This is a genomic window from Tabrizicola sp., assembly GCF_034366665.1.
Classification (GTDB): domain Bacteria; phylum Pseudomonadota; class Alphaproteobacteria; order Rhodobacterales; family Rhodobacteraceae; genus Tabrizicola.
Map to the genome: position 1 here is coordinate 52,645 of NZ_JAXMMF010000122.1, position 22,775 is coordinate 75,419.

27 protein-coding genes are annotated in these 22,775 nt (G+C 67.0%); 23 read left to right on the plus strand and 4 right to left on the minus strand.

Going from position 1 to position 22,775, the window contains the following annotated elements:
* Positions 1 to 172 precede the first annotated feature (172 nt).
* From U1E69_RS17605 to urtE, 16 genes are all read left to right on the plus strand, one after another.
* Positions 173 to 994, plus strand: a complete 822-nt coding sequence (locus tag U1E69_RS17605) for an urease accessory protein UreD (RefSeq protein WP_322245726.1) — start codon at positions 173 to 175, stop codon at positions 992 to 994.
* A 9-nt stretch (positions 995 to 1,003) separates the two neighbouring features.
* Entirely contained in the window at positions 1,004 to 1,306 is a 303-nt protein-coding gene (locus U1E69_RS17610) for an urease subunit gamma (protein WP_322245727.1), read from the plus strand.
* Positions 1,307 to 1,316: 10 nt separating this feature from the next.
* A complete protein-coding gene (locus U1E69_RS17615; protein WP_322245728.1) occupies positions 1,317 to 1,493 on the plus strand; it encodes a hypothetical protein in 177 nt (58 codons plus the stop codon).
* A complete protein-coding gene (locus tag U1E69_RS17620; protein ID WP_322245729.1) occupies positions 1,490 to 1,798 on the plus strand; it encodes an urease subunit beta in 309 nt (102 codons plus the stop codon). The genes U1E69_RS17615 and U1E69_RS17620 overlap by 4 nt, the downstream gene beginning before the upstream one ends.
* A gap of 63 nt (positions 1,799 to 1,861) precedes the next feature.
* On the plus strand, positions 1,862 to 2,677 hold the full coding sequence (locus U1E69_RS17625) for a cyclase family protein (RefSeq protein WP_322245730.1): 816 nt from the start codon (positions 1,862 to 1,864) through the stop codon (positions 2,675 to 2,677).
* On the plus strand, positions 2,677 to 3,072 hold the full coding sequence (locus U1E69_RS17630; protein WP_322245731.1) for a carboxymuconolactone decarboxylase family protein: 396 nt from the start codon (positions 2,677 to 2,679) through the stop codon (positions 3,070 to 3,072). The genes U1E69_RS17625 and U1E69_RS17630 overlap by 1 nt, the downstream gene beginning before the upstream one ends.
* Before the next feature lie 133 nt (positions 3,073 to 3,205).
* Complete coding sequence (locus tag U1E69_RS17635) at positions 3,206 to 3,520, plus strand: antifreeze protein (protein ID WP_322245732.1); 315 nt, start codon at positions 3,206 to 3,208, stop codon at positions 3,518 to 3,520.
* A 7-nt stretch (positions 3,521 to 3,527) separates the two neighbouring features.
* Positions 3,528 to 5,234 (plus strand): urease subunit alpha, encoded by a 1,707-nt coding sequence (gene ureC / locus U1E69_RS17640; protein ID WP_322245733.1) that lies wholly within the window; start codon positions 3,528 to 3,530, stop codon positions 5,232 to 5,234.
* Between the two features lies 1 nt (position 5,235).
* Complete coding sequence (locus U1E69_RS17645) at positions 5,236 to 5,733, plus strand: urease accessory protein UreE (protein ID WP_322245734.1); 498 nt, start codon at positions 5,236 to 5,238, stop codon at positions 5,731 to 5,733.
* A complete protein-coding gene (locus U1E69_RS17650) occupies positions 5,730 to 6,362 on the plus strand; it encodes an urease accessory protein UreF (protein WP_322245735.1) in 633 nt (210 codons plus the stop codon). Before U1E69_RS17645 ends, U1E69_RS17650 begins: the two co-directional genes overlap by 4 nt.
* Positions 6,359 to 6,988, plus strand: coding sequence for an urease accessory protein UreG (gene ureG, locus U1E69_RS17655; RefSeq protein WP_322245736.1), 630 nt, complete (start codon positions 6,359 to 6,361; stop codon positions 6,986 to 6,988). Before U1E69_RS17650 ends, ureG begins: the two co-directional genes overlap by 4 nt.
* 302 nt (positions 6,989 to 7,290) lie before the next feature.
* The gene (gene urtA, locus U1E69_RS17660; protein WP_416200302.1) at positions 7,291 to 8,583 is read left to right on the plus strand and encodes an urea ABC transporter substrate-binding protein; all 1,293 of its coding nucleotides are present in this window, start codon (positions 7,291 to 7,293) and stop codon (positions 8,581 to 8,583) included.
* 55 nt (positions 8,584 to 8,638) lie between these two features.
* On the plus strand, positions 8,639 to 10,576 hold the full coding sequence (gene urtB / locus U1E69_RS17665; protein WP_322245737.1) for an urea ABC transporter permease subunit UrtB: 1,938 nt from the start codon (positions 8,639 to 8,641) through the stop codon (positions 10,574 to 10,576).
* Between the two features lie 111 nt (positions 10,577 to 10,687).
* The gene (urtC, locus tag U1E69_RS17670) at positions 10,688 to 11,905 is read left to right on the plus strand and encodes an urea ABC transporter permease subunit UrtC (protein ID WP_322245738.1); all 1,218 of its coding nucleotides are present in this window, start codon (positions 10,688 to 10,690) and stop codon (positions 11,903 to 11,905) included.
* A complete protein-coding gene (urtD, locus tag U1E69_RS17675) occupies positions 11,902 to 12,645 on the plus strand; it encodes an urea ABC transporter ATP-binding protein UrtD (protein ID WP_322245739.1) in 744 nt (247 codons plus the stop codon). The genes urtC and urtD overlap by 4 nt, the downstream gene beginning before the upstream one ends.
* A gap of 1 nt (position 12,646) precedes the next feature.
* The gene (gene urtE / locus U1E69_RS17680; protein WP_322245740.1) at positions 12,647 to 13,342 is read left to right on the plus strand and encodes an urea ABC transporter ATP-binding subunit UrtE; all 696 of its coding nucleotides are present in this window, start codon (positions 12,647 to 12,649) and stop codon (positions 13,340 to 13,342) included.
* Here the strand turns inward: urtE and U1E69_RS17685 are convergent.
* Positions 13,339 to 13,992 carry a 5-formyltetrahydrofolate cyclo-ligase gene (locus U1E69_RS17685; RefSeq protein ID WP_322245741.1) on the minus strand — a complete coding sequence of 218 codons (654 nt, stop codon included), beginning with the start codon at positions 13,990 to 13,992 and terminating at the stop codon, positions 13,339 to 13,341. The two genes, urtE and U1E69_RS17685, sit on opposite strands and share 4 nt — an antisense overlap.
* Positions 13,989 to 14,981 (minus strand): nitronate monooxygenase, encoded by a 993-nt coding sequence (locus tag U1E69_RS17690; RefSeq protein WP_322245742.1) that lies wholly within the window; start codon positions 14,979 to 14,981, stop codon positions 13,989 to 13,991. The genes U1E69_RS17685 and U1E69_RS17690 overlap by 4 nt, the downstream gene beginning before the upstream one ends.
* 137 nt (positions 14,982 to 15,118) lie before the next feature.
* Between U1E69_RS17690 and U1E69_RS17695 the strand changes: the two genes are divergently transcribed.
* The 7 genes from U1E69_RS17695 (at position 15,119) to U1E69_RS17725 (ending at position 20,073) form a co-directional block, all read left to right on the plus strand.
* A complete protein-coding gene (locus U1E69_RS17695; RefSeq protein ID WP_322245743.1) occupies positions 15,119 to 15,670 on the plus strand; it encodes a DUF4202 domain-containing protein in 552 nt (183 codons plus the stop codon).
* Between the two features lie 225 nt (positions 15,671 to 15,895).
* Positions 15,896 to 16,357, plus strand: a complete 462-nt coding sequence (locus tag U1E69_RS17700) for a RidA family protein (protein WP_322245744.1) — start codon at positions 15,896 to 15,898, stop codon at positions 16,355 to 16,357.
* Positions 16,358 to 16,379: 22 nt separating this feature from the next.
* A complete protein-coding gene (locus U1E69_RS17705; RefSeq protein ID WP_322245745.1) occupies positions 16,380 to 17,153 on the plus strand; it encodes a glycerophosphodiester phosphodiesterase family protein in 774 nt (257 codons plus the stop codon).
* Positions 17,154 to 17,199: 46 nt separating this feature from the next.
* Complete coding sequence (locus U1E69_RS17710) at positions 17,200 to 18,357, plus strand: GNAT family N-acetyltransferase (RefSeq protein ID WP_322245746.1); 1,158 nt, start codon at positions 17,200 to 17,202, stop codon at positions 18,355 to 18,357.
* Positions 18,358 to 18,381: 24 nt separating this feature from the next.
* A complete protein-coding gene (locus U1E69_RS17715) occupies positions 18,382 to 18,993 on the plus strand; it encodes a glutathione S-transferase family protein (RefSeq protein ID WP_322245747.1) in 612 nt (203 codons plus the stop codon).
* A complete protein-coding gene (locus U1E69_RS17720; protein ID WP_322245748.1) occupies positions 18,990 to 19,355 on the plus strand; it encodes a 4a-hydroxytetrahydrobiopterin dehydratase in 366 nt (121 codons plus the stop codon). Before U1E69_RS17715 ends, U1E69_RS17720 begins: the two co-directional genes overlap by 4 nt.
* 58 nt (positions 19,356 to 19,413) lie before the next feature.
* Positions 19,414 to 20,073: a class I SAM-dependent methyltransferase gene (locus tag U1E69_RS17725; protein WP_322245749.1), complete on the plus strand. Its 660-nt coding sequence runs from the start codon at positions 19,414 to 19,416 to the stop codon at positions 20,071 to 20,073.
* Here U1E69_RS17725 and U1E69_RS17730 read toward each other — a convergent pair.
* Positions 20,070 to 20,696, minus strand: a complete 627-nt coding sequence (locus U1E69_RS17730; protein WP_322245750.1) for an HAD family phosphatase — start codon at positions 20,694 to 20,696, stop codon at positions 20,070 to 20,072. The two genes, U1E69_RS17725 and U1E69_RS17730, sit on opposite strands and share 4 nt — an antisense overlap.
* A 28-nt stretch (positions 20,697 to 20,724) precedes the next feature.
* Positions 20,725 to 22,692 (minus strand): bifunctional 2',3'-cyclic-nucleotide 2'-phosphodiesterase/3'-nucleotidase, encoded by a 1,968-nt coding sequence (locus tag U1E69_RS17735; protein ID WP_322245751.1) that lies wholly within the window; start codon positions 22,690 to 22,692, stop codon positions 20,725 to 20,727.
* Positions 22,693 to 22,775: the final 83 nt, after the last annotated feature.

Consider the following 22,775-nt stretch of genomic DNA (forward strand, 5'->3'; position numbering starts at 1 on the left):
GGATCAGGCGGCGGTATCTGCACGTTGTCGACGTGGTGAAAACTTGTGCAAAGCGCCTGGTTTTGCATCGCTCGGCCACCTTCCGACCCTGTGCGCGCCCGGAGAAGCGGGATCGTGAAAGACCCTGGCGCGGCAAGTCCGTAGCTCTGGGATGAAACCGCAGAAGCTTTGCATGACCGCCTGTCCCGCCCCCCATCCTGTCAGCCCCGAACGCAGCCACGGCGCAGCGCGGCTGTCGTTTCGTCGCTCGGGGGCCTGGACGCGGCTGGCGGGTCTGCACCAGTCGGGCTCGGCCAAGGCCTTCGTCCATCCGACCGCACAGGGGCCGGAAGTGGTGTTCCTGAACACCTCGGGCGGCATGACTGGCGGTGACCGGCTTTCCTTCGGTCTGAAGCTGGAGGCCGGGTGCCGCGTCACCGCCACCACCCAGACCGCCGAGCGCGCCTATCGCAGCGCCGAAGGTGCAGCGCAGGTCACGGTCGACCACGAGGTCGGGCCGGGCGGGCATCTGGACTGGTTGCCGCAAGAGACCATTCTTTTCGACCATTCGGCGTTGCAGCGGGCCACGACGATCCGCCTGGGCAAGGACGCCTCGTGCCTCCTGATGGAGGCCATCGTCCTGGGTCGCGCGGCGATGGGGGAAACTGTGCGCTCGTTGCACCTGACCGACCGCCGCAAGGTCCTGCGCGACGGGATGCCGGTGCTTTATGAGCCGTTGTCCCTGACCGACGCCGCCCTGGTGGCCGGGACGGGCGTGCTGCAGGGGGCACGGGCCTTCGCCTCGCTGGCGCTGGTGGGGCAGGGGGCCGAGGCGGCGCTGGGCGCCGTGCGGCAGGTGCTGGACGAGCCGGGGGTCAACGCCGGGGCTTCGGGCTTCGACGGCAAGCTGACGGTGCGGCTGATGGCGGCGGATGGCTGGCCCCTGCGGCGGCAGATCCTGCGGCTGTTGGCGGTCTTGCGCGAGGGGCCGGTGCCCCGCGTCTGGCAGATGTAAGGAGAGGCGATGAACCTGACCCCGCGTGAGCGTGAAAAGCTTCTGATCAGCGTTGCGGCGATGGTCGCCCGCGGCCGTCTGGCCCGCGGCGTCAAGTTGAACCACCCCGAGGCGGTGGCGCTGATCACCGACTTCGTCGTCGAAGGTGCCCGCGATGGCCGCAGCGTGGCCGACCTGATGGAGGCCGGGGCGCATGTCATCACCGCCGAACAATGCATGGCCGGCATCCCCGAGATGATCCATTCGGTGCAGGTCGAGGCGACATTCCCCGACGGCACCAAGCTTGTGACCGTTCACCATCCCATCCGCTAACGAGGCCCCGATGAAAAAGTTTTTTGCACTTGTCGTCCTGACCCCCTCGACAGCAATGGCCCATCCCGGGGACCATCGCGGCGACGGGCTGTGGCACTTCCTGTCGCAACCCGATCACGCTGCTCTGATCGCCCTTGGCGCGGCGGTGCTGGGCTATGCGGTCTGGAAGCTGTGGTCGCGCTCATGATCCCCGGAGAGGTCATTCCCGCCGCGGGCGACATCGAACTGAACGCAGGTCAGACCGTGACCGTGCTGATGGTCGCCAACACCGGCGACCGCCCGGTTCAGGTGGGCAGCCACTACCATTTCGCCGAGACGAACAGCGCCCTCTCGTTCGACCGTGACGCCGCGCGGGGTCAGCGCCTCGACATCGCAGCAGGCACCGCCGTCCGGTTCGAGCCGGGGCAGGCCCGCGAAGTCCGGCTGGTTCCCTTCGGCGGTGCGCGGGTGGTCTACGGGTTCAACCAGAAGGTCATGGGGCCGCTTGGATGACGCTTGACGCAAGGGCAACAGCGGGAGGACGCTGGGCGTTCCAACCAACCGGGAGAATGACCCATGTGTGACGCCTGCCTGATCGAGAACATCAAGTCTTCCATGCTGTCCCGCCGCGCCCTCTTCACCGGGGCCGCCGCGACAACCGCTGCCGTGATCGCTACCGGCCTGACCACCGCGAAGCCCGCCCTTGCCCAGTCCTCCGGCAAGGTCGTGGACCTGACCCACGCCTATGACGGCAGCTTCCCGACCTTCGACGGCAATCCCGGCATCCTCTATGAACCGGCGGTGAAGTTCGAAGGCAACGGCTACCAGCTGTGGAAGCTGACCATCTTCGAACACACCGGCACCCACATCGACGCGCCCTTGCACTTTACCGCCGATGGCACCTCGGTCGCCGACCTTGCGCCCGAGAAACTGGTCTGCCCGCTGTGTGTCATCGACCTGACCGCCAAGGCCGCCGAGGACGCCAACGCGATGGTCGAACCTGCCGATATCGAAGCCTGGGTCTCGGCCAACGGCGCAATCCCCGCCGGGTCCTGCGTCGCGATGAACTCCGGCTGGGCCGCCAAGGTCGCCACGCCCGAGTTCCGCAACACCCCCGACGGCAAGCTGGCTTTCCCCGGCTTCTCCAAAGCCGCGACCGACATGCTGGCCGGGCTGGACGTCGCCTGCATCGGCGTCGACACCCTGTCCTTGGACCCCGGCAATTCCGCCGATTTCGCGGTGCATTTCAGCTGGCTTCCCGGCGGGCGCTTCGGGATCGAGAACATGGCGAACCTCGACCAGGTCCCGGCCACCGGGGCCACGGTCTTCATCGGCGCGCCGAAGCACAAGACCGGCACTGGCGGCCCAGCCCGCGTGATGGCGGTGGTCTGATGGCTGTCGTTCCGCTTCTGAACGACGAGGAGGCGGGGGCGGAAGCCCTCGCCGTCTTCGACGACATCCGCGCCAAGCGGCAGACGGACTATGTGAACAACTTCTGGCGGGCCTTGGCGCATGACCCGGCCACGCTGAAGGCGACATGGGATCGCGCGCAGGCCGTGATGGCCCCCGGTGCGCTGGACCCGCTGGTTAAGGAGCTGATCTACGTCGCCGTCTCTACCGCCAACGGCTGCGACTACTGCGTCCATTCCCACACGGCCGCCGCCAAGGCCAAAGGCATGACCCCCGCGATGCATGGCGAACTTCTGGCAGTGATCGCGATGGCCAGCCAGACCAACGCCCTCGCCACGGCTCTGTCGGTCCCGGTGGACGAAAGGTTCATGGCATGAGCCTTGATCCCGACGCACACCAAGACGTTACCGGCCGCAGCAGCCGTTCCGACACGATCGCGCGTTACCCCTGTGCCCGTCCACCCGGTGCCACCACGGCGCGGGTCGGTGACTGGTCCAAAGAGAGCCCCCGATGACCCCGATGATGACCCCGGCCCAGATGATCAGCCTGTCGATGAAGACCGGCATGATGCTGATGGAAGCGCAGATGGTGATCGGCATGCGGATGATGGGAATGGCGGGCCTCTGGCGCGTTCACCCGTCGGAGAACGCCATGATGTCGTCCGAGAAGGTGTCGGCGCTTGGTCAGTCGGCCATCGCCACCTCACAGGCGATCATGACCGGCAAGTCGCCGTCGTTCATCGCCAACGCCGCGCTGAAGCCCATCGCCCGCCGCACCAAATCCAACGTCAAGCGCCTGGCCGCACGCGGCCCCGGCAAGCCCTGAGGTCTCCATGCCAGCCCTGATCAGCCGCCAGTCCTATGCGTCCATGTATGGCCCCACCACCGGCGACCGTCTGCGGTTGGGCGATACCGACCTGATCGTTGAGGTGGAGCGGGACCTCACCACCTACGGCGAGGAGGTGAAGTTCGGCGGCGGCAAGGTGATCCGCGACGGGATGGGGCAAAGCCAGATCTCGCGCGCGGGCGGGGCGATGGATACGGTGATCACCAATGCGCTGATCATCGACCACTCCGGCATCTACAAGGCCGACGTGGGCCTGCGCGACGGGATGATCGCCGCCATCGGCAAGGCGGGGAACCCGGACACCCAGCCGGGCGTCACGATCATCATCGGACCGGGGACGGAAGTCATCGCGGGCGAAGGCCGCATCCTGACCGCCGGCGGCATGGACGCGCACATCCATTTCATCTGCCCCCAGCAGGTCGAGGACGCGCTCCATTCCGGCATCACCACCATGCTCGGGGGCGGCACCGACCCGGCGCATGGGACGCTTGCCACGACCTGCACTCCGGGGCCGTGGCATCTGGGGCGGATGATCCAGGCGGCGGATGCCTTGCCGATGAACCTGGCCTTTGCGGGCAAGGGCAACGCCTCCTTGCCCGAGGCGCTGGTGGAGCAGGTCCGCGGTGGTGCTGCGGCGTTGAAGCTGCATGAGGATTGGGGGACCACCCCCGGCGCCATCGACTGCTGTCTTGGGGTGGCGGACCAGATGGACGTCCAGGTGATGATCCACACCGACACGCTGAATGAAAGCGGGTTCGTGGAGAACACCTTGGCCGCCTTCAAGGGCCGCACGATCCACGCCTTCCATACGGAAGGCGCGGGGGGCGGCCACGCGCCAGACATCATGAAGGTCGTCGGCTGGCAGAACGTGCTGCCGTCCTCGACCAACCCGACGATGCCCTACACGGTGAACACCGTCGAAGAGCATCTGGACATGCTGATGGTCTGCCACCACCTCGACAAGCGCATCCCCGAGGATGTGGCCTTCGCCGAAAGCCGCATCCGGCGCGAAACGATCGCGGCCGAGGATGTGCTGCACGACATGGGGGCGTTTTCGGTCATTTCCTCGGACAGCCAGGCGATGGGCCGGGTCGGCGAGGTGATCACCCGCACCTGGCAGACCGCCCACAAGATGCGCCAGCAGCGCGGGCGGCTGGCGGGGGAAGTGGGGCAGAACGACAACCTCCGCGTCCGGCGCTATATCGCGAAGTACACGATCAACCCGGCCATCGTGCATGGCATCAGCCAGCACATTGGCAGCGTCGAGGTCGGCAAGCGCGCCGATCTGGTCCTCTGGAACCCCGCCTTCTTTGGCGCGAAGCCCGAGATGGTCCTGATCGGCGGCATGATCACCGTGGCGCAGATGGGTGACCCGAACGGGTCCATCCCCGTGCAGCCGATGTATTCGCGCCCGATGTTCGGGGCCTTGGGGCGGGCGGTGGAACGCTCGGCGGTGGTGTTCGTCTCGAAGGCCGCGCAAGAGGATGACCTGCGGTCGAAGCTGGGGATCGCCAAGTCCACCGTCGCCGTGGAAAACACGCGCGAGGTCAACAAGCGCGACATGATCCACAACTCCGCCACCCCCAAGGTCGAGATCCACCCCGAGACCTACGAGGTCCGCGCCGACGGAGAAGTCATCACCTGCGCCCCCGCGACCGAGCTGCCCCTCGCGCAGCGCTACTTCCTGTTCTGACATGACCACGCTTCTGAAATCCGCCCCACCGCTTGCCCATGACCGCGTCGTGATGGACTACGACCAACGCCTGATGCGGCGGAAGCTGCTGACGACCCAAAACGGGCGGGAGTTCCTCGTGGACCTGCCAAGCGTCACCAGTCTGGACGACTTCTGGGGCTTTCAGACCGATGGCCTGAACATCGAAATCGTCCCCGCGCCCGAGGCCGTCCTTGTCATCACCGGCGACCTCACCCGCCTTGCCTGGCACATCGGCAACCGCCACACGCCCTGCCAGATCCTCTCCGACCGTTTGATTATCCGCGAGGATCACGTGCTGGAACGCATGCTCCAGGGCCTTGGTGCCACGATCCGCCGCGAAAGCCTGCCCTTCAAACCCGAAGGCGGGGCTTACGGCCACGGCCGCACGATGGGCCACACCCATACCGAAGCCGAGCAGTTCGGCTGGCACCACCACGGCGACGGGCAGCTGCATTTCCACGCCCCGAAGCCGACGTGACCGCCCTCCTCACCCTTGTCCAATGGCTCTCCCCCGCCTTCCCCACGGGGGCCTTCGCCTATAGCCACGGGCTGGAGCGGGTCATTGCCACGGGCCATGTCAGTGATGCCGACAGCTTCGAGGCATGGCTGCGCAACATCCTTCACCACGGCGCGGGGTGGCAGGATGCGGTGCTACTGACCCATGCTTTGGCCGAAGATGCGGACCACGACGCGCTGGATGCACTTGCCCGCGCCCTTGCCCCCTCGGCCGAGCGGCTTCAGGAAAGTGCCGAGCAAGGGGCCGCCTTTGCCCGGATGGTCGCGGGCCTGACCGGGCGCACCTTGAATCCCCGAATGCTGCCCGTAGCCATCGGCGAAGCGGTGGCCCCCCTTTCCCTTCCCCCCGGCCAGGTGGCGCAGCTTTACCTGCAGACCTTCGCCAGTAACCTGTGCATCATCGCCACCCGTCATGTGCCTCTGGGCCAGACCGACGGCCAGCGCGTCCTGAGCCGCCTTCTGCCCGAGATCGAGGTGCTGGGCACCTGGGCTGCGGTCGCCTCCCTCGACGACCTTGGCAGTTGCGCCCTTGCCGCCGACCTGGCGGCGTTCCAGCACGAAACCCAGGATGTAAGGATCTTCCGCACATGACCACCAACGGCCCCCTTCGCGTCGGCATCGGCGGTCCCGTCGGCGCTGGCAAGACCACCCTCACCGAGAAACTCGCCCGAGCGCTGGGCCCGCGCCTCTCGATGGCCGTCATCACCAACGACATCTACACGCGTGAGGATGCCGAGGCGCTGACCCGCGCGCAGGTCCTGCCTGCCGCGCGGATCAGGGGCGTCGAAACCGGCGGCTGCCCCCACACCGCGATCCGCGAGGATGCCAGCATCAACCTGGCCGCCGTGGCCGACCTGAACCGCGCTTTCCCCGACCTCGACCTTATCCTGATCGAAAGCGGCGGCGACAACCTGGCCGCCACCTTCTCGCCCGAGCTAGCCGACCTCACGATCTACGTCATCGACACTGCCGCCGGTCAGGACATCCCAAGGAAACGCGGGCCGGGGGTGACGAAGTCCGACCTTCTGGTCGTCAACAAGACCGACCTTGCCCCCCATGTCGGCGTCGATCCGGTGTTGCTCGAGGCCGACACCGCCCGCGCACGCGGGACCCGACCTTACGTGATGGCCCAGCTTCGCCACGGCAAGGGGGTGGATCAGGTCGTCGATTTCATCGTCAAGCACGGTGGTCTGCGGCTGAAGACTGACGCAGCGTAAAGCGCGACTCAGGGCGCTAACAGCGGGCGGAAGGGGGCCTCCTTTCCGCCCGCTGCCTTTTCCGCAGGCCGATTGCCCGCCGGGCAGGCGTTTCCGCCTCCCTACTCTGCCCGATTTCTGCGCTGCAGCGAAACGCAGCGCACAAAATTGCGCCGTCTGCCTGCGGGCCGCTCGCGATGGAACCCGTTGTCCTATGCGCCCGCGGCGGACCCCGCTTTCCTGTCCCCAGCCAAGGCCACTGCCAAGGCCAGAGAAGACCAACCCGCCCGGCCAGCATCGGGCACGAAACAGGGGATAGACACATGAAACTTTCCAGACGGACCCTTTTGTCCAGCGCTGCCGCCGCCGCTGCCATGACCATGCCGCGCTTTGCTTTCGCCCAGGCCGAGACGATCAAGGTTGGCGTGCTGCACTCCTTGTCCGGCACGATGGCGATTTCCGAGACCACGCTGAAAGACACCATGCTGATGCTGATCGAGGCGCAGAACGCCAAGGGCGGGCTTCTGGGCAAGCAGATCGAGGCTGTCGTCGTGGACCCGGCCTCGGACTGGCCCTTGTTCGCCGAAAAGGCGCGCGAGCTGCTGACCGTGTCCAAGTGCGACGTGATGTTCGGCTGCTGGACCTCGGTGTCGCGCAAGTCCGTCCTGCCGGTCATCGAAGAGTTGAACGGCCTCTTGTTCTACCCGGTCCAGTACGAAGGCGAGGAGTCCTCGAAGAACGTGTTCTACACCGGTGCCGCCCCGAACCAGCAGGCGATCCCGGCAGTGGACTACTACCTCAACGAGCTTGGGGTGCAGAAGTTCGCGCTTCTGGGCACCGACTATGTCTATCCGCGCACGACGAACAACATCCTGGAGGCCTACCTGATCGGGAAGGGCATCCCGAAGGAAGACATCTTCGTCAACTACACCCCGTTCGGTCATTCGGACTGGTCGAAGATCGTGGGCGACGTGGTGGCCTTGGGCGCGGACGGCAAGAAGGTCGGTGTCATCTCGACCATCAACGGCGATGCGAACATCGGCTTTTACAAGGAACTGGCCGCTGCGGGCGTCACAGCCGATACGCTGCCGGTCGTCGCCTTCTCGGTTGGCGAGGAAGAGCTTTCGGGTCTGGATACCACCAACCTTGCGGGCCATCTGGCCGCCTGGAACTACTTCATGTCGGCCGACACCCCGGAGAACGCCAAGTTCATCGCGGACTGGAAAGCCTTCATCAAGGACGACAAACGCGTCACCAACGACCCGATGGAAGCGCATTACATCGGCTTCAACATGTGGGTGAACGCGGTCACCGCCGCTGGCACCACCGAGGTTGACGCCGTCCGCACCGCGATGTGGGGGCAGGAGTTCCCGAACCTCACCGGCGGCATGGCGGTGATGGGCACCAACCACCACCTCACGAAACCCGTCCTGATCGGCGAAATCCGCGCCGACGGCCAGTTCGACATCATCAGCCAGACCGAGCCCGTCGCGGGCGACGCCTGGACCGACTACCTGCCGGAATCGGCGGTTCTGGAAGCCGACTGGAAGGATCTTCAGTGCGGGATGTACAACAAGGATACCAAGACCTGTGTCCAGTTGACCTCGAACTACTGATGCAATGGTGGGAGGGGCGCGCCCCCTCCCACTCGCCTCTTTCCCCGGACATCCCATGCGCCTGACCGCCCTTCTTGTCGCGGCCCTTTGCTGGCTTGCGCCCCTGCCGTCCCTCGCGCAGGAGGCGGCGCGGATCGTCGAAGCAAACCGCGATCAGATCGAGAAACCCTCGCGCCAGACCATCGGGCCGGTGATCACCGAACTGGCGGCCAGCGGCGATGCGATGGCCGATGACATCCTGCAGGCCTGGGCCGACAAGCGGCTGGTGATCCGCAAGGCGGACGACGCCATGTTCGTGGCGGTGCCCGAAGGCGACGGCTTTGCCCTGACCGCGCTGGACGGCTCCCCCGCCGGGTCCGCTGCCAAGGGCGACCTGACCGAGCTGAAACCCAATGCGGGCGTGCGCGGGTTGATCGCCACGGCGCTGGTGCAGTTCACTCTGTCGGACCCCGACCCGGTGAAGCGGCAAGAGGCGCTGACCTCCATCGCGCAAGACCCGACAGCCGAGTCCCTGGAGCCCCTTCGCGCGGCCATAGCCACCGAGAATGACCCCACGCTGAAGGCACAGAAGCAGCGGCTGGAGCGCCTCTTGACCCTGCGCTTCGATCCCTCGTCCTCGGCGCGCGTCGCCGCCATCGACAGCTTCGGCGCGGACCTTGGCCTTGACCTGCGCGCCGCCTTGAATCCGCTGGTCGCGACCACCCGCGTCGCCTCGGCCACCCCGCCCGAGGGCAATGTCGCCCGCGAGTTGCGGTTGGGCACCGACATCCCCGAGGATGAGGCCTATGCCCTTCTGGTCGCCGCCAATCTTGCCCCCGCCCGCCTGACGCTGGAAGAACAGCGCGCGGCGCTGGTGGCGAACCTGCAGGGCGGCATGGTCGGCGGCGTGCCGGTGGCCGAGCTTGACAGCCAGGCCGCCCGCGACCGCGCCTATACCGCGTTGGAGGCCAGCGGGGCCGTCCCCGTCGCCGCCACCGACGACGAGGCGAAAGCTGCGCTTGCCACCGCGAAATTCTATGAGGTCTATGCCGAGCCCGACCCCGCCGTGACCAGCGCGGCCCAGGCTGCACTGGACCGGATCGGCACCACTGTCGGCCTCATGCAGACCGCCGACCTTGGGCTGGACGCGCTGTCGTTGGCCTCGATCTACTTCCTCGCCGCCATCGGCCTGGCCATCACCTTCGGCGTCATGGGCGTCATCAACATGGCGCATGGCGAGTTCATCACCATTGGCGCCTACACTGGCTACGTGGTCCAGCTGTTCGTGCCCGACTACACCCTGTCGATCCTGATTGCCCTGCCCCTGGCCTTCGCCGTCACCTTCGGCGGGGGCGTGGCGATGGAGCGGCTGGTGATCCGGCATCTTTACAAACGTCCGCTTGAGACGCTGCTGGCCACCTTCGGCATCTCCATCGCCTTGCAGCAAATCCTGAAAAACGTTTTCGGAACGCAGGCGCGACCTCTTACCTCTCCTGCCTGGCTGGACGGGGCCTGGGTACTGAACGACGTGGTGTCGATCAGTTACATCCGCATTGCGATCTTCGTGCTGGCGCTTCTGTTCCTCGGCTTCTTCCTGTGGCTTATGAAGCGCACCCGCCTGGGGCTGGAGGTCCGCGCCGTGACGCAGAACCCGGCAATGGCCGCCAGCATGGGGATCAACCCCGACCGGATCAACATGCTGACCTTCGGCCTGGGCAGTGGCATCGCCGGTATCGCCGGGGTCGCCATCGGGCTTTTCGCCAAGGTCACGTCCGAGCTTGGGACCGACTACATCGTCCAAAGCTTCATGACCGTGGTCGTCGGTGGCGTCGGCAGCATCTGGGGGACGCTTGCCGGGGCCACGATGATCGGCAGCTTCCAGAAGGTGATCGAGTTCTTCAACCCCTCGAACACGCTGGCCGCGCAGACCTACATGATCCTGTTCATCATCCTGTTCATCCAGTTCCGGCCTCGCGGGATCATCGCCCTTCGTGGTCGCGCGGCGGGGGATTGACGCCATGACCCGCATCCTTCTGGCCGCCTTCCCCCTCACCCCAGCCCTCTCCCCCGTCGGGGAGAGGGAGGTGCCCGGACAAGCCGCGTCGCGCAAGGGGAAGGCCGCGAAATGACCCTGCTTCACCCCCGCCACCGTTCGGCTCTGATCTTCATCGCCTGCCTGGCCGTCTTCACCATCGCCGTGACCATCGCGGCGCAGTTCGGCCTTGTGTCGACGTCCTTCGTCAAGACGCTGGGCAAGACGCTGTGCCTTTGCCTGGCCGCCCTGGCGATGGACCTGATCTGGGGCTACGCGGGCATCCTCTCTCTCGGCCACATGGCTTTCTTCGCGCTGGGCGGCTACATGATCGGCATGTGGCTGATGTACGCCCGGACCGAGGAGATCGTGGTCGCCTCGCTGGCGAACGGCGGGTTGCCAGCCACGCCCGAGGAAGTGTCCCAAGGCATCGCCACCCAGATCTTCGGCGTCGTCGGGGCCAGTGACCTGCCCGCGATCTGGTCCTTTGCCTACAGCCTGCCATTGCAACTGGCGCTGGTCGTGGCGGTTCCGGGCATCTTGGCGCTGGTCTTCGGCTGGCTTGCGTTCCGCAGCCGCGTGACCGGCGTCTATCTCTCGATCCTGACGCAAGCGATGACGCTGGCGCTGGCGCTGTACCTGTTCCAGAACGACAGCGGGTTGCGGGGCAACAACGGACTGTCGGGCCTGCAGAACCTGCCCGGAGTGACCGCAGGCCAGGACGCCGTCAGCCTGTGGTTCTTCTGGGCCTCTGCTGCAGCGCTTGCTGTGGCCTACCTGACCCTGCACGCCATCGTCTCGGGCAAGTTCGGATCGGTCATCCGCGCGATCCGCGACGACGAAGCGCGGGTGCGGTTCCTGGGTTACTCGGTCGAAGGATACAAGCTTTTCGTCTTCACCCTGACCGCCGTGATCTGCGCCTTGGCCGGGGCGCTTTATTACCCGCAGGCCGGGATCATCAACCCCGCCGAACTGGCCCCCATCGCGTCGATCTACCTTGCCGTCTGGGTCGCCATCGGCGGACGCGGGCGGCTGTACGGGGCGGTCATCGGGGCGGCCATCGTGTCGCTTCTGTCCAGCTGGTTCACCGGGGGGAGGGTGCCCTCGATCAACCTTGGGGTCTACATGATCAACTGGGTCGACTGGTGGCTGGTTCTGCTGGGCCTGACCTTCGTCTGCGTCACCCTCTTCGCGCCCAAGGGGATCGGCGGGCTTTTCGACCGCTTCGCCGGGGTGCTGAGTCCCGACCGCAAGGGGGCTCCGCTTGGGCCTGACCAGGGGTCGCTGCAAGAGAAGGAGGCGCAGGAATGACCGCGCTTCTGGAAGTCTCGGGCGTGACCGTCAGCTTCGACGGCTTCCGCGCGATCAACAATCTGACCTTCGCCATCCAGGCCGCGGAGTTGCGCGCGATCATCGGACCGAACGGGGCAGGGAAAAGCACCTTCATGGACATCGTCACCGGCAAGACCCGGCCGGACAGCGGCTCGGTCACGTTTGGCGAGAAGTCGCTCTCGCTGCTCAAGCTGTCCGAAGCCCAGATCGCCCGCGCCGGGATCGGCCGCAAGTTCCAGCGCCCCACGGTGTTCGAGGATCAGACGGTGCACGAAAACCTGACGCTGGCGCTGAAGGCGGCGCGCAGCCCCTGGGCCGTGCTCGCCTGGCGGAAGACGGGGCAGGACGAAGACCGCATTCAGGCACTTGCCGCTCAGGTCGGGCTTGGCGACAGCCTGGAACGCAAGGCGGGCATCCTAAGCCACGGCCAGAAGCAATGGCTGGAGATCGCGATGCTGTTGGCACAGGAGCCGCGCCTGCTGCTGGTCGACGAACCGGCGGCGGGGATGACTTTGGCGGAACGCGAGAAGACGACGGAACTCCTCGTGGACATCGCCAAAACCCGCGCGGTGGTGGTGGTCGAGCATGACATGGAGTTCGTGCGCCGCCTGAACTGCAAGGTCACGGTCCTGCACGAAGGCGCGGTGCTGGCCGAGGGAAGCCTGGATCACGTGACCAAGAACCAGGCGGTGATCGACGTCTATCTGGGGCGGGGATGAGATGCTGAAGACCGAAGGCCTGACCCTGCACTATGGCGGGTCGCAGATCCTGCACGGGATCGACTTTCAGGCGAAGGCCGGGGAGGTGACCTGCATCATGGGGACGAATGGGGTTGGCAAGACCAGCTTCCTCAAGGCGCTGGCCGGGACGCATCCCCGTTCGGGCGGGACGGTGGAACTGGACGGCGAAAGCCTGGGACGCCTTCGCGCGCAGGACATGGCGCGGCGTGGCTTGGCCGTGGTGCCGCAGGGGCGGATGATCTTCCCCCTCCTGACCGTGCGCGAGAATCTGGAGACCGGCTTTGCCCTTCTGCCGAAGTCCGAGCACAAGGTCCCTGATACGATCTATGACCTCTTCCCGGTTCTGAAGGACATGACGCACCGGCGCGGGGGGGACCTTTCTGGCGGGCAGCAGCAGCAGCTTGCCATCGCACGTGCGATGATCATGAAGCCGAAGGTGCTGCTGCTGGACGAACCGACCGAGGGCATCCAGCCCAACATCATCCAGCAGATCGGCCGGGTGATCACCTACCTCAAGGATCAGAAGACGATGGCGATCGTGCTGGTCGAACAGTACTTCGACTTCGCCTATGGGTTGGCCGACCAGTTCTATGTCCTGCGGCGCGGGGCGGTTTCGGCGTCGGGGCCGAAGTCGGGCTTCGACCAGTCCGCGTTAAGGGCCGAAGTGTCGGTCTAGGGCGCGGTCAGACCGGCCTCGGTCACGATCACATCCAGCGGGATGTCATGCGGCTGCGGGAAGATCGTCGCCAGCCGCGCCGCTGAAAGCCCGATTCCGATGGTAAAGGGCCTTGGGTCCAATGCTGCCAGCGTCCGGTCGAAATACCCCCCGCCGTAGCCAAGCCGGAAGCCGTCGTCGGTCCATCCCATGACGGGGGCCAGCGAGATGTCGGGGGTCACGACCTCGGCCTCGGGCGGAGGCACCGGGATGTTCCAGTCGCCGCGCACCATCCGCGTCTCGGGCGTCCAGCGCCGGAACACCAGCGGGGCGGCCTTCACCTCGACCAACGGCAGTGCCACCAGCGCGCCCTCGTTGTGCAGCGCCTCCAGCACCGGGCGCAGGTCCGGCTCGCCCTTGATCGGCCAGTAGCCCGAAAAGACCCGACCGGCCATGGCACCGAAGCGGTCGTGCAGAAACTCCAGCAACACCGCAGCGATGGCATGGCCGATGTCCTGCCGCGCGGCCACGCTGAGCGCGTCCCGCTCGGCCCGCAGGCGCTGCCGTTCGGCCTTGCGCCAGCGCGCCACGTCCTGCGCCTGTTGGTGATCCAGATCCGACGGATTGAACCCCTCGGCCAAACAGGGTGGAGAGGCGCAGCGCCCGGTCATTGCCGCACCGCCGCCAGGCAGGCCTCGGCCTCCGACACCATCCGCTGCAGCCTCTCGCCCGCTGGCACCACGTCGCGGATCAGGCCCGCGCCCTGGCCCGCGTAAAGCGCCATCTCCTCCAGCGACCCGGTGGTGTGGCGCATGGGGGAATCGGTGGAATAGCGCAGCAAAGGCTGGCCCCCGTCATGGGCGATCACCTCGCGTGGCAGGGTGGCGGGGTCGTGGCCCATCAGGTTGGCCTGCGCGGCTGTCACGCTGTTCGCAATGACCCGCACCGCTGCCCCCTTGGGCCAGTTCAGCACGAAGACATCGGTCAGGACGGTGTCGCCACCCCCCGCCTCGACGACGCGCCGCTTGTGGTAGTCATGCGCCCAGGCCTCCACCGTCGCAAGGAACGCCGTGCCGCATTGCACGCCCTGCGCCCCCAGCGCCAGCGCCGCCGCCAGCCCCCGGCCCGAGCCGATGCCGCCCGACACCACGACAGGGACCTCTGCCCGCTCCAGCACCGCTTCGGCCAGGGCAAAGGCACCGATGCGGCCATGCACATGGCCCCCGGCCTCGATCCCTTGCGCGATGATCACATCCGCGCCGGCCGCCTCGGCCAGGCGCGCGTCTGCAACCGTGCCGACCTGATGCAGGACCAGACAGCCCTCGCGCTTCATCCGCGCGATCACGTCGGGCATCGGGTCCCAGAAAAAGGTGAAATGCCGCACGCCAAGGTCCAGACAGCGACCCAGTTGCCGGTCCAGAAGCGCAGGATCGGTGGCCGAGGGAATCACGTTCACCGCAAAGGGCCGGTCCGTCGCGGCTTTAACTGCGGCGATCTCGGTCGCGATCAGTTCGGGGCTTTCGCGGACCATCCCCAGCATGGGATAGCCTCCGGCACGTGCCACCGCCGCAGCCAGCTCGGACCTGGCGACGCCGCCCATGCCTGCCAGCAGCACCGGAACCTCGCAGCCCAAAAGGTCGCACAGCGGTGTTCGCAGCATTCGACGGGTCCCCCTTGGCTTTGCCAAAACGCCCGGCTTGCCGATCCGGTTCCCCCAGGTGCTGCAATTTTTCCAGCCGCTGGTTTTTCCGCGCCGCCCGCGCTAACCCTAGGTCACTGGCGGATCGAGAGGGGACAATGAGCGATCATCTGGCACGGGCCCTGGCCCTGATCGACACGGCCAATGCCGCCGACCCCAAGGGCGAGGCGCTGGTCTATGGCCAGCGGATGACCGAAGAACTGGCGCGGCTTTTCCCCGATGCGTCCGAGGTGCTTCAGGTCGCCGCGCGCGGCCAGCACGTCGAACGCTGGCTTCTGCCCCGGTCGGACTACCCCGAAGGAAAGGCCGGCTATCTGGACTGGCGGCGCGAGCAGGGGCGACGCCACGCCGCGCGGGTTGCCGGGATCATGGAAAAGGCCGGGTTTCCGGCGTCGGACTGCGACCGTGTCGGCGTCCTTCTGCGCAAGGAGGGGATCAAGCGCGACCCCGAGGTGCAGGCGCTGGAGGATGTGATCTGCTTTGTCTTCGTGCGCTGGTATTTCGCCCCCTTTGCAGCGGAACGGGACGCCGCGTCGACGCTGGACATCGTCCGCAAGACCGCCCGCAAGATGTCCGAGGCAGGCCGGGCGCGCCTGTTGCAGGACTTCGCGCTGCCGGATGACCTTGCCGAGGCCTTCCGCGCGGCCTGAGCCGGTTTTGCGGACGGGGACTGGGGTGGCAGCCCTGCGGCATCCGACGGCAGGGGACCTGCGCCAGTCTGGGCGAAGCCGCCCCACCCGAAAGAATACGGAAATCCCCGCCGCCAAATGGCTGATTTCATTGCGCTTGATCGGATGCGCCACCGTGGTCACCCGCGCCCTTGCCTGCCCTTTCCCCCCGCGCTAGGCTTGCCCCAACCCCAGCCGGAGACCCCCATGCACCCGATCGAACAGCGCCTTGCCGAGCTTGGCGTCACCCTTCCCGACGCCCCCGCCCCTGCGGCGAACTATGTTCCCTTCGTTCAGGTGGGCAACCTTGTCCACATCTCGGGCCAGATCAGTCAGAACGAGCATGGGCTGATCAAGGGCCGCCTGGGCGAGGACCTGTCGTTCGAACAGGGTGCCGAGGCGGCGAAACGCTGCGCGATCTCGCTGCTTGCCCAGCTGAAGAAGGCCGTCGGCGGCGACTGGAACCGGCTGGACCGGGCGGTCAAGCTGGTGGGGTTCGTGAACTCCACCCCCGATTTCACAGACCAGCCCAAGGTCATCAACGGCGCGTCGGACTTTCTGGTCTCCGTCCTGGGCGACGCGGGCCGCCATGCCCGGTCTGCCGTTTCGGCCGCCTCGCTGCCCCTGGGGGTGGCGGTCGAGATCGAGGCGATCTTCGCCCTGAAATGACCTCCTGAAATGACCGCCTGAAATGACCCACGTCCCGCTGCCCGACAGCTTCCTGAAGCTGCCCATCGCTCACCGCGCGCTGCATGACCGGGCGGCGGGGCGGATCGAGAATTCGTCTGCCGCGATCAAGGCGGCGGTGACGGCCGGATATGCCATCGAGATCGACCTGCAACTGTCGTCGGACGGCGTGCCGATGGTCTTCCATGACGAGGACCTTGACCGCCTGACACGCGAGGCCGGTCCCCTCCACGCCCGGACCGCCGCCGACCTGGGACGCGTCCGCCTTCGCGACTCCACCGATACGATCCCGACCTTGGCCGAGGTGCTGGACCTGATCGCGGGCCGGGTGCCTTTGCTGATCGAGATCAAGGACCAGACGCTGGTGATGGGTCCGACCGATGGCAAGCTGGAGGCCGCGACGGCAAAGGCGCTGCAGGGCTACACGGGCGATGTGGCGCTGATGTCGTTCAACCCGCACTCGGTCGCCCATATGGCGCGGCTGGCCCCGCACCTGCCGCGGGGGATCACCACCTCGGCCTACGACCCCGACGACTGGGCACCGCTTCCCGTGGAGGTCTGCGACCGGCTGCGCCCGATCCCGGACTATGACGCGACAGGGTCCAGCTTCATCAGCCACGAAGCGCGCGATCTGGCCCGGCCCCGGGTGGCCCGGCTGAAGGCACAGGGCGCAAGGGTCCTGTGCTGGACGATCCGCTCTGCCGCAGACGAGGCGTTGGCGCGGCAGATTGCCGACAATGTGACCTTCGAGGGCTACCCGGCCGCGCTTGCCGCTTGACCTTCGCGCCCCGCCCGCCACCTTTCCCCCGAACAAAGGGGCGCACATGGCCGACCTGATCCTGCACGAAAGCCTGTCCGAAATCCCCGCCGCCGACTGGGATGCGGTGGCCGCGCCTGAACAGGCGACGGGCCGCCCTCTGGACCCTTTCACGACGCACCGTTTCCTGGCGGCGCTGGAGGAGTCCCGGTCCACCGGCGCGGGCTCCGGCTGGCAGGCGCGGCCTCTGGCCCTGCGCGACGACGGCCGGCTTCTGGCCGCGACGCCTCTGTACGTGAAATCGCACAGCCAGGGCGAATACATCTTCGACCACGGCTGGGCCGACGCGCTGGAGCGGGCCGGGGGCCGCTACTACCCCAAACTGCAGATCGCGGTGCCCTTCACCCCCGCGACCGGCCGGCGGTTCCTGGGCGCGCCTGAATACCGCGAGGTGCTGTGGCAGGGGGCCATCGCGGTCACGGCGCAGAACAAGCTTTCCAGCCTGCATGCGACCTTCTGCACCGAGGAGGAGGCGGAGGCGCTGGCGGGGGTCGAAGGCACGCTGCACCGCGTCACCCAGCAGTTCCACTGGGAAAACCGGGGCTATGACAGCTTTGACGGCTTTCTGGGCGACCTCGCCAGCCGCAAGCGCAAGATGATCCGCAAGGAACGCGAGACGGCGCAGGGTCGGGGCCTGACGATCCGCGCGCTGACGGGTGACGAGATCGAACCTCAGCATTGGGACGCCTTCTGGCAGTTCTACCAGGACACCGGCAGCCGCAAATGGGGCACGCCATATCTGACCCGCAAAGCCTTTACCCGCTTTCACGAGACGATGCGGAACGACATCCTGCTGGTCCTGGCCTTCAACGGGGACCGGCCCGTGGCTGGGGCGCTGAACTTCATCGGGCGCGAGACGCTGTATGGCCGCTACTGGGGCTGCACCGAAGATCATCCCTGCCTGCATTTCGAGCTGTGCTACTATCAGGCCATCGACTGGGCCATCGCCCACGGCCTGAGCCGGGTCGAGGCGGGGGCGCAGGGCGAACACAAGCTGGCGCGCGGCTATCTGCCGGTCGAGGTGCATTCCCTGCACTGGATCGCGGAACCCTCGTTCCGCACGGCGGTTGACCGGTATCTGCAAGCCGAACGCCGCGCGGTCGGCGAAGAGATCGAGGTGCTGACCTCGTACGGCCCCTTCCGCAAGCACGAGGGGCGCGAGTAGCCCCTCAGCAGGGATGGAGAACTCATGCTGACCTTCTACACCAACCCGATGTCGCGTGGCCGGATTGCCCGCTGGATGCTGGAAGAGACCGGCCAACCTTACGACACGGTGGTGCTGGGCTATGGCCCGCCGATGAAGGCCAGGGACTATCTGGCGGTGAACCCGATGGGGAAGGTTCCGGCCATCGTGCATGGCGGTTCCATCGTCACGGAAGTCGCGGCCATCTGCACCTACCTGGCGCTGACCTTCCCCGAGGCCGGGCTGATGGCCGACGACAAGGCCGCCTTCTTCCGCTGGCTGTTCTTCGGGGCTGGTCCGCTGGAGCAGGCAGTGGTCAACACCTCTTTCGGCTGGACGCCCGCCAGCCCGCAAGAGGCCGGGCGCACCGGTTATGGCACCCTTGAAACAGTGGCACAGGCGCTGACCGGGCATCTGGAGAAGAACGATTACATCGCCGACGGGCGCTTCACCGCGGCGGATGTCTACGTCGGCAGCCAGGTCGGCTGGGGCTTGCAGTTCAAGACTCTTCCGGGCAACCCGGTGCTTGAGGCTTACTGGTCCCGCCTTAGGGACCGCCCGGCCCTGCTGGCCGCCAATGCCAAGGACAATGCCCTTATCCCGGAGGCCAAGACATGACGCCGCTGCTGCCCGAAGCTGACCGCAAGACCCAGTTGCCGCCCCTGGCCGAGACCGGCTGGGCCGCCGTTCCCGGCGCGGATGCGATCCGCAAGGTCTGGAAGTTCCGCAATTTCAGTCAGGCCTGGGGGTTCATGACCCGCGCGGCCCTCGTGGCCGAAAAGCTGAACCACCACCCGGAATGGCGCAACGTCTACAACGTCGTCGACGTGACGCTGACCACGCATGACTGCCACGGGATCAGCCAGCTGGACATCGACCTTGCGACGGCGATGGACAAGCTGGCCCCCGATGCCCAGATCGAACGCAACCACGGCGAGCCGATCAGCTGCCTGTGCGAGCTGCGCGCGCGCAAGGCGTAAGGTTGTCCGGCTGCGCGAAGGCCGCTAAACCCGTCCGAGATTCAAGCGGAGAGACGCCGTGCTGCAACGCCATGCCGACTGGTTCCCTGTCCTCAAGGTAAAGCCTGCGGCCCGCACTCGGGCGCAGCCCATCATGGCCGAGACGCTGGCGATCTCGGCCGGGATGATGCACCAGCGCGACATCGAGGCGCTGACCGCGCTTTTATTGGCGCTGAAGCCGAAGCGGATCTTCGAGATCGGGACCTACCGGGGCGCGTCTTCGGAACTGATGCTGCAGCTGCTGCCCGAGGTCCAAGTGATCTCGATCGCCTTCGTCAATCCGGCCGAGACGCGGCAATTCAACAACGACGATCTGGCAGCGGATGAGGTGGGCGCGCTGGTCAGCGCCGGCAACCGCAGCCGCTATACCCAGCTGATCGGCGATTCGCATCAGATCGACGCGGCAGCCTTCGCCCGAGACCACGGGCGGATGGACCTGGTCTTCATCGACGGCGACCATTCGCGCGAAGGCGTGCGGCAGGACACCGAACTTGCCGATGCCATCCTGGCACCGGGCGGCGCGATTGCCTGGCACGACGCCAATCCCAAGAAGCGCTACCTCGGCTCGCGGCTGTTTCTGGAGCAGGACCTGGACCGGCTGGCGCTGGCGACCACCGATGATTTCATCGGTGGGGTGGCACTGTGGACGGAAGCGTTGGAGCGACAGCTTCGGTCCTAAAGCAGCCCGGCCATCCGTGCCCCGGTCAGAAGGTCGGGGGCCAGATGATGCGCCCAGCGGCCCCGGCTTGGCACCACATCCGGCACCTGCACCACGACGCAACCGGCACGATGCGCGGCCTCGGCCCCGGTTTCGCTGTCCTCGAACACCAGACAGCGCGAGGGGCTGACGCCAAACAGCGAGGCCGCCAGCAGATAGGGTTCGGGGTCCGGCTTCGGGGCGCGGACGTCGTCCAGGGTGACGACATGGGTGAAGGCCTCGGCGATCCCGGCCAGCCCCAGCTTGCGATGCGCGCCGATCCGGCCGGTCGAGGTGACGATGGCCAGGGGCGAGGACAGCGCGGGCAACAGGTCCAGCGTGCCCGGCTTCAGCGCGAGGCCATTGTCCACCCCGTCATTGAAACCCTTGCGCCAGTGCAGGTTGACCGCCTCAAGGTCGATCCCCGGTAGCGCGGCGCGGATGATCTGGGCGGCGGTGGGTTCGTCCTTGCCGACCAGGCCGTGCATGAACGCCTCGTCCACGTCATGACCATGCGCCGCAAAGGCCGCAAGGCCGCTTGCCAGCGCGATGCTTTCGCTGTCGATCAGCGTGCCGTCCAGGTCGAAGAGAATGGCGTCGTACATCGGGGCCTCCGCGCCGAGGCATAGCCGATCACAGATGCAGCCGGTAGTGGGTAAAGCCCTCGGCGTCGCGGCTGAGGGCCTGCGGCCGGTAGGTGGCGATGTCGGACAGATGCAGGGCGGCCCCGTCGCCTGCGGCAATGCGGACGCTGGTGCCCGGCATCGGCAGGAAGTGCCAGTTGCGCTGCGGCATGGCCCCGACGCAGGGCCGGGACTGGACATGCGCCGCGATCACCGACTGTACCCGCGCGCCATCGGTGAAGACGACCTGCAGGTCCGCCGAAGGGTCCTGCAACCGCGCCCGTCCGGCCCGGTGGCTGTTGGTCACCAGAAGGAATTCTTCGTGCGGATCGACGGGCCGGTCGCCAAAGCGCAGTCCGGTGATCCTTCGGGCATCCGGCTGGACCAGCCGACCCTGACCGTCAAAACGGGCGGGCTGCGACAGGTCGATGGCGTAGGACAGCTGCGGGATCGTCTCGAACAGGAAGGACGGCACGCTGTCGTCATGCAGCGGCGCATCGACCGCCCCGGGGGTGATCTGGCGAAAGATCGCGGTTGACCGTTCCAGCCAGTCCGCGATCTCGGCCCCGGTCATCAGAAGCGTGACGATGGTGTTGGGAAACGGGTAAAGGTCCGACAGGTTGCGCATCCTCAGGGGGCCGGTCGGGATCTCGGTAAAGTTGGCAGGCCCGCCACGTCCGCCGCCGCGGAACGGGGTGGCCGAGGACAGCAGCGGCAGATCGGACCAGGCGGTCCCGGCCAGGGCCTTGGCGACATGGCCCGCCTTGGCCTCGGCGATCAGCGCCAGGGCGGCCGACGGGGCGGCGGTGGCGAAATGGGTGTGCAGCGGGACGGCCGCCGCGCCCAGCTGTCGGCGCGACCAGGCCAGCGCGGCGCGGTGATCGGGGGCCAGCGCCTGATGCAGCGCCGGGGTCGGCGTGCGGTCGCTGCGCTGGCCGATCCGGGCTTGCGAGCCGACGACATGCCACCGCCGCCCGCCCGAGCCCAGGCGCTGCAGGCGAAGGTCGATGATGCCGACGTGGTTCGCCGAATGGCCCGGCATCACCGCAGGCTTGCCCGCCAGAAGGCCCCGGACCGGGTCAACGTCCGGAGAACTGGGAAAGTTCGGTCCCGGAAAGGTCTGGTGGCTGTGGCCCGCGACAACGGCGTCGATCTCGGCCAGGGCGGCAAGGGCCGTTGCTGCGTTCTCGCTGCCGTCCTCGGGATCAAGGGTGCCGATGCCGGTATGGGCCAGGGCCACGATGATGTCCGCCCCTTGCGCCCGCAGGCGCGGCAGCCAGGCGCGGGCGGCGGCCAGGATATCGCGGGTCTGCACCTGCCCGCCCAACGTGTCCCGGTCCCATTCGGCGATCTGCGGCGGGGCAAAGCCGATCACGCCAATCCGCAGGATATGGGCATTGCCCTCGTCATCGAAGATCTGCCGCCGCAGGATCGTGAAGGGCGGCATCAAGGTCTCGTCCCGGGCCGGGCTGGTGCCAAGGCGGGTCGCGATATTGGCCGAGACCACGGGGAATCGCGCTTCGGCCAGCACCTCGGACAGGAAGCGCAGGCCATAGTCGAACTCGTGGTTTCCCAGGGTCGCCGCGTCATAGCCCAGGGTGTTGAACGCGGTGATCACCGGATGCGCCCGGCGACGGCGGGCCGTGGCGGCATAGTCGGCCAGCGGGCTGCCCTGCAGGAAGTCGCCGTTGTCGAACAGAAGGCAATTGCGCGCCTCGCCCCGCGCCTCGGCGATCTGCTGCGAAATCGCCCCCAGGCCAAGGTCGGCATTGGGCCGGTTCGCGCAATAGTCGTAGGGCATCACGCTGGCGTGCAGGTCGCTGGTCGCAATCAGGCGCAGCGAGGCAAGCGGGCGTCCGGCAGGCTGGCATCCGGCAGACTGGCCGGTCGTCGCATCGGAGAGCTGATGTCCGGCTTCGGCCTCGGAATCCTTGGGCTTCAGCGAACGGGCAACTGACGCGACGGGAACCTGGTACATCAATCTTCCAGCGACTGGTATGGTCTTGCACAACCCTTGTTGACCAAGCCTGCATCCAGACGCAAACCCGGCATGGGTCCGAT

Bases quoted from the DNA above. Each gene is read 5' to 3' on its own strand.
- U1E69_RS17605 (WP_322245726.1), top strand. From the start codon at position 173: ATGACCGCCTGTCCCGCCCCCCATCCTGTCAGCCCCGAACGCAGCCAC.
- U1E69_RS17610 (WP_322245727.1), top strand. From the start codon at position 1,004: ATGAACCTGACCCCGCGTGAGCGTGAAAAGCTTCTGATCAGCGTTGCG.
- U1E69_RS17615 (WP_322245728.1), top strand. From the start codon at position 1,317: ATGAAAAAGTTTTTTGCACTTGTCGTCCTGACCCCCTCGACAGCAATG.
- U1E69_RS17620 (WP_322245729.1), top strand. From the start codon at position 1,490: ATGATCCCCGGAGAGGTCATTCCCGCCGCGGGCGACATCGAACTGAAC.
- U1E69_RS17625 (WP_322245730.1), top strand. From the start codon at position 1,862: ATGTGTGACGCCTGCCTGATCGAGAACATCAAGTCTTCCATGCTGTCC.
- U1E69_RS17630 (WP_322245731.1), top strand. From the start codon at position 2,677: ATGGCTGTCGTTCCGCTTCTGAACGACGAGGAGGCGGGGGCGGAAGCC.
- U1E69_RS17635 (WP_322245732.1), top strand. From the start codon at position 3,206: ATGACCCCGATGATGACCCCGGCCCAGATGATCAGCCTGTCGATGAAG.
- ureC (WP_322245733.1), top strand. From the start codon at position 3,528: ATGCCAGCCCTGATCAGCCGCCAGTCCTATGCGTCCATGTATGGCCCC.
- U1E69_RS17645 (WP_322245734.1), top strand. From the start codon at position 5,236: ATGACCACGCTTCTGAAATCCGCCCCACCGCTTGCCCATGACCGCGTC.
- ureG (WP_322245736.1), top strand. From the start codon at position 6,359: ATGACCACCAACGGCCCCCTTCGCGTCGGCATCGGCGGTCCCGTCGGC.
- urtA (WP_416200302.1), top strand. From the start codon at position 7,291: ATGAAACTTTCCAGACGGACCCTTTTGTCCAGCGCTGCCGCCGCCGCT.
- urtB (WP_322245737.1), top strand. From the start codon at position 8,639: ATGCGCCTGACCGCCCTTCTTGTCGCGGCCCTTTGCTGGCTTGCGCCC.
- urtC (WP_322245738.1), top strand. From the start codon at position 10,688: ATGACCCTGCTTCACCCCCGCCACCGTTCGGCTCTGATCTTCATCGCC.
- urtD (WP_322245739.1), top strand. From the start codon at position 11,902: ATGACCGCGCTTCTGGAAGTCTCGGGCGTGACCGTCAGCTTCGACGGC.
- urtE (WP_322245740.1), top strand. From the start codon at position 12,647: ATGCTGAAGACCGAAGGCCTGACCCTGCACTATGGCGGGTCGCAGATC.
- U1E69_RS17685 (WP_322245741.1), bottom strand. From the start codon at position 13,992: ATGACCGGGCGCTGCGCCTCTCCACCCTGTTTGGCCGAGGGGTTCAAT.
- U1E69_RS17690 (WP_322245742.1), bottom strand. From the start codon at position 14,981: ATGCTGCGAACACCGCTGTGCGACCTTTTGGGCTGCGAGGTTCCGGTG.
- U1E69_RS17695 (WP_322245743.1), top strand. From the start codon at position 15,119: ATGAGCGATCATCTGGCACGGGCCCTGGCCCTGATCGACACGGCCAAT.
- U1E69_RS17700 (WP_322245744.1), top strand. From the start codon at position 15,896: ATGCACCCGATCGAACAGCGCCTTGCCGAGCTTGGCGTCACCCTTCCC.
- U1E69_RS17705 (WP_322245745.1), top strand. From the start codon at position 16,380: ATGACCCACGTCCCGCTGCCCGACAGCTTCCTGAAGCTGCCCATCGCT.
- U1E69_RS17710 (WP_322245746.1), top strand. From the start codon at position 17,200: ATGGCCGACCTGATCCTGCACGAAAGCCTGTCCGAAATCCCCGCCGCC.
- U1E69_RS17715 (WP_322245747.1), top strand. From the start codon at position 18,382: ATGCTGACCTTCTACACCAACCCGATGTCGCGTGGCCGGATTGCCCGC.
- U1E69_RS17720 (WP_322245748.1), top strand. From the start codon at position 18,990: ATGACGCCGCTGCTGCCCGAAGCTGACCGCAAGACCCAGTTGCCGCCC.
- U1E69_RS17730 (WP_322245750.1), bottom strand. From the start codon at position 20,696: ATGTACGACGCCATTCTCTTCGACCTGGACGGCACGCTGATCGACAGC.
- U1E69_RS17735 (WP_322245751.1), bottom strand. From the start codon at position 22,692: ATGTACCAGGTTCCCGTCGCGTCAGTTGCCCGTTCGCTGAAGCCCAAG.